Source organism: uncultured Aureimonas sp. (genome assembly GCF_913775355.1).
GTDB lineage: Bacteria > Pseudomonadota > Alphaproteobacteria > Rhizobiales > Rhizobiaceae > Aureimonas.
In genome coordinates this window covers 1-3,212 of sequence record NZ_CAJYIU010000140.1, presented here as the reverse complement: position 1 = coordinate 3,212, position 3,212 = coordinate 1, and the positions used below count along the sequence as shown (strand labels likewise).

Genomic DNA, 3,212 nt, shown 5'->3' with positions numbered 1-3,212 from the left:
CGTTCCGCCGCCGCCGAGCTCCGTGGTGACGAACACCTTGCCCATCTCTTCCGCTGCGGTGTCGTACATGCCGACCGCGTCGATCTCGAGCATACGCATGGAGAACGGTGCGCCGAAAGCCGCAACCGCCGCAAAGCTCGCCGCCTCCTGCCCTTTGTCCGGCAGGATGTGTGCGGCGGCGAAAGGCACGAAATCCAGCGTGCGGCCGCCAGAGTGGAAATCGAGCACGATGTCGGCCATCGGCAGAAGCGTGCGCTGGAAGTAGTCGGCGATCTTCTGCGTGACCGTGCCGTCCGGGCTTCCGGGAAAGGCCCGGTTGAGGTTGCCCTTATCGATCGGCGAGGTGCGCGTGCCGGCACGAAAGGCCGGGTAGTTCATGGCCGGCACGATGATGACGCGGCCCGAGACGACCTCCGTCTTCAGCGTGCGCGCGAGGTCGAAGAGCGCGATCGGCCCCTCGTACTCGTCGCCGTGGTTGCCGCCGGTGAGGAGCGCGGTCGGACCCTCCCCGTTCTTCGCGACCGTGATCGGGATCATGACCGAGCCCCAGGCCGAATCGTCCCGGCTGTAGGGCAGGCGCAGGAAGCCGTGCCGGACGCCGTCCTCCTCGAAGTCGATCGTCGCCGCGATCGGCGAAGGCCTGAGGGTCCCGGTCATGGGATCAGCCTTTCACGAGGAGTTTGCGCGGCACGTCGGCCAGAAGTTCGTAGCCGGTGTCGGTGATCGCCAGCGTCTCTGTGATCTCCAGCCCCATATTCTCGGCCCAGAGCGCGGTCATGAAGTGGAAGGTCATGCCGGGCTTCAGTTCGGTCCGGTCGCCAGGGCGCAGGCTCATCGTGCGCTCGCCCCAGTCCGGCGGATAGGACAGGCCGATCGGGTAGCCGGTGCGGCTGTCCTTGACGATGCCGTGCTTCTTGAGCACCGCGAAGTAGGCCAGCGCGATGTCCTCGCAGGTGTTGCCGGGACGCGCGGCTTCGAGACCGGCCTCCATCCCCTCCAGCGTCGCCTTTTCGGCGTCGAGGAACGCCTGCGTCGGCTTGCCGAGAAAGACGGTGCCCGACAGGGGGCAATGGTAACGCTTGTAGGCGCCCGCGATCTCGAAGAACGTGCCCTCGCCCACGCGCATCGGCTTGTCGTCCCACGTCAGATGCGGCGCGACCGCGTCGGCGCCCGAGGGCAGCATTGGGACGATGGCGGGATAGTCACCGCCGTGCTCGGCCGTGCCCCGGATGCCGGCGTCGTAGATCTCGGCGACCAGATCGCACTTTCGCATGCCCGGTTCGATCTTGTCGAAGATCCGCTCGTGCATCTTCGTCACGATCTGCCCGGCAATGCGCATGTAGCCGAGCTCGGTCGGGCTCTTGATCGCGCGCTGCCAGTTGACGAGCGCCGTCGCATCCTGGAACCGGGCGTTCGGCAGATGCCGCTGGAGCGACGCGAAGGCCGCCGCCGAGAACCAGTAGTTGTCCATCTCGACGCCGATGGAGAGCTTGTCCCAGCCCCGCTCTGTGATCACGCTGGAGAGGTGGTCCATCGGATGGCGCTCGGTCGACTGCACGAAATGGTCTGGGTAGCCGACGATGTTGTCTTCCGCGAGATAGGCGGTGCGGCGCGCGCCGTGACCATCCATGGCGCGGCCCCACCAGACCGGTTCGCCTTCCGGGCCGACCAGCACCCCCTGGTGCACGTAGAAGCTCCAGCCGTCGTAGCCCGTCAGCCAGGCCATGTTCGACGGGTCGGAAACGAAGAGCAGCTCGACGCCCTTCGCTTGCATGGCAGCCCGTGTCTTGGCGAGGCGCGCGGCGTATTCCTCGCGCGTGAAGTTGAGAGCGGGTCCGCTCATGACGTGTCTCCCGGATGGTGGATCAGGTGGTGAAGGGGGTTCCGGCGCCAATGGCGAGAGCGCGGGCGGCGGCCAAAGTCGCGATGGCGGTGTCCTGAACGCCGGTGCCGGTGAGGTCGCAGAGCGTGACCGCATCCGGAGATGCGCGGCCCGGCGCGAGGCCGGCGACGACGGCACCAAGTTCGTCAAAGTCCTGCGCAGCGCCGATCACGCCCGCCGTGATCGCGTGGTGCAGCTCGCCGAGCCGACGCGTCTGCGATAGGCGATCGGCGATGTAGGGTTCGGCGTGGGCCAGCAGCGCCGGGTCGATCTCGTTCTTGTGCTCGGCGTCCGAACCCATGGCGGTGACGTGGGTTCCCGGCTCGATCCAGTCTGCGAAGAGGATCGGCCTTTCGGCCGGCGTGGTGGTGACGACGATGTCGGATCGGTGGACGGCCTCCTGCGCGTCGACGGTCGCCGACACGGCGATGCCAAGCTCAGCGGTCAGTTCTGCGGCAACGTTCGAGGCCCGTTCCGGATCGCGTGCCCAGATCCGCGCTTCGCAGATCGGCCGCAGCAGAGTGAGCGCCTCCAGCTGGAGCCGAGCCTGCGTCCCCGCGCCGAGAATCGCGGCGACGGTGGCATCCCCGCGGGAGAGGTGCCGGGCGGCGACCGCGCCCGCCGCCGCCGTGCGTAAGTCCGTCAGATAGCCGTTGTCGAGGAGCAGCGCCTCGACAAGTCCGGTGCTCGCCGAAAACAGCACCATCATGCCGTTGAGGCTGGGCAGACCGAGCTTCGGGTTGTCGAAGAAGCCGGGGCTGATCTTGATGGCGAACCCGGCAAGTCCCGGCACGTAGGCCGTCTTCACGTCCACCTCGCCGCGATGCTCGGGTATCTCGAGCCGCAGGATCGGAGGCATGGCGACGGGCTTCGTCGCGAGCGCGGCGAAGCCGTCCTCGACGCAGCCGACAGCCGCGAGGTCGAGCGGTACGAGCGCGCGCAGGTCGGCTTCGGTCAGGATGCGGATCGTCGGCATCAGACGGCCACCTCCAGCGCGTCCGCGCCGTTCAGGATGCGGAGGTGGAGGGCCGGGTCGATGTTGAGGCCCGTCAGGATGACGACCGTCGGTCCTCGCGGTCGAACGCGGCCGGAAAGGATTGCGGAGACGCCGACAGCTGCTGCCCCCTCCACGACCTCGCGCTCCTCCCGGTAGATGTGACGGATGCCGGCGGCGATCTCAGACTCGGTGACCAGCACCACTTCGTCCACCAGTCGTTTCGTGGCCTCAAAGGTCCAGCGGTTTGCGAGACCGATGCCGCCGCCGAGCGAGTCGGCCAGCGTCGGCCGCTCCTCAACCTCGATCGGACGACCGGCCTCGAGGCTCTTGGCC

The 3,212-nt window shown here is 67.7% G+C and carries 4 protein-coding genes; all 4 read right to left on the bottom strand.

The features are described from left to right. Nucleotides 1-657 (bottom strand): N(2)-acetyl-L-2,4-diaminobutanoate deacetylase DoeB (gene doeB, locus QZ753_RS09355; protein WP_294643076.1); only part of this gene is annotated, 657 nt, incomplete at its 3' end. 4 nt (nucleotides 658-661) lie between these two features. After that, nucleotides 662-1,843, bottom strand: a complete 1,182-nt coding sequence (doeA, locus tag QZ753_RS09350) for an ectoine hydrolase DoeA (RefSeq protein ID WP_294643074.1) — start codon at nucleotides 1,841-1,843, stop codon at nucleotides 662-664. A 22-nt stretch (nucleotides 1,844-1,865) separates the two neighbouring features. Then, nucleotides 1,866-2,858 carry an ectoine utilization protein EutC gene (gene eutC / locus QZ753_RS09345; protein WP_294643072.1) on the bottom strand — a complete coding sequence of 331 codons (993 nt, stop codon included), beginning with the start codon at nucleotides 2,856-2,858 and terminating at the stop codon, nucleotides 1,866-1,868. Further along, the coding region (locus tag QZ753_RS09340; protein ID WP_294643071.1) for a pyridoxal-phosphate dependent enzyme at nucleotides 2,858-3,212 on the bottom strand (355 nt) is incomplete at its 5' end. The genes QZ753_RS09340 and eutC, both read right to left, overlap by 1 nt.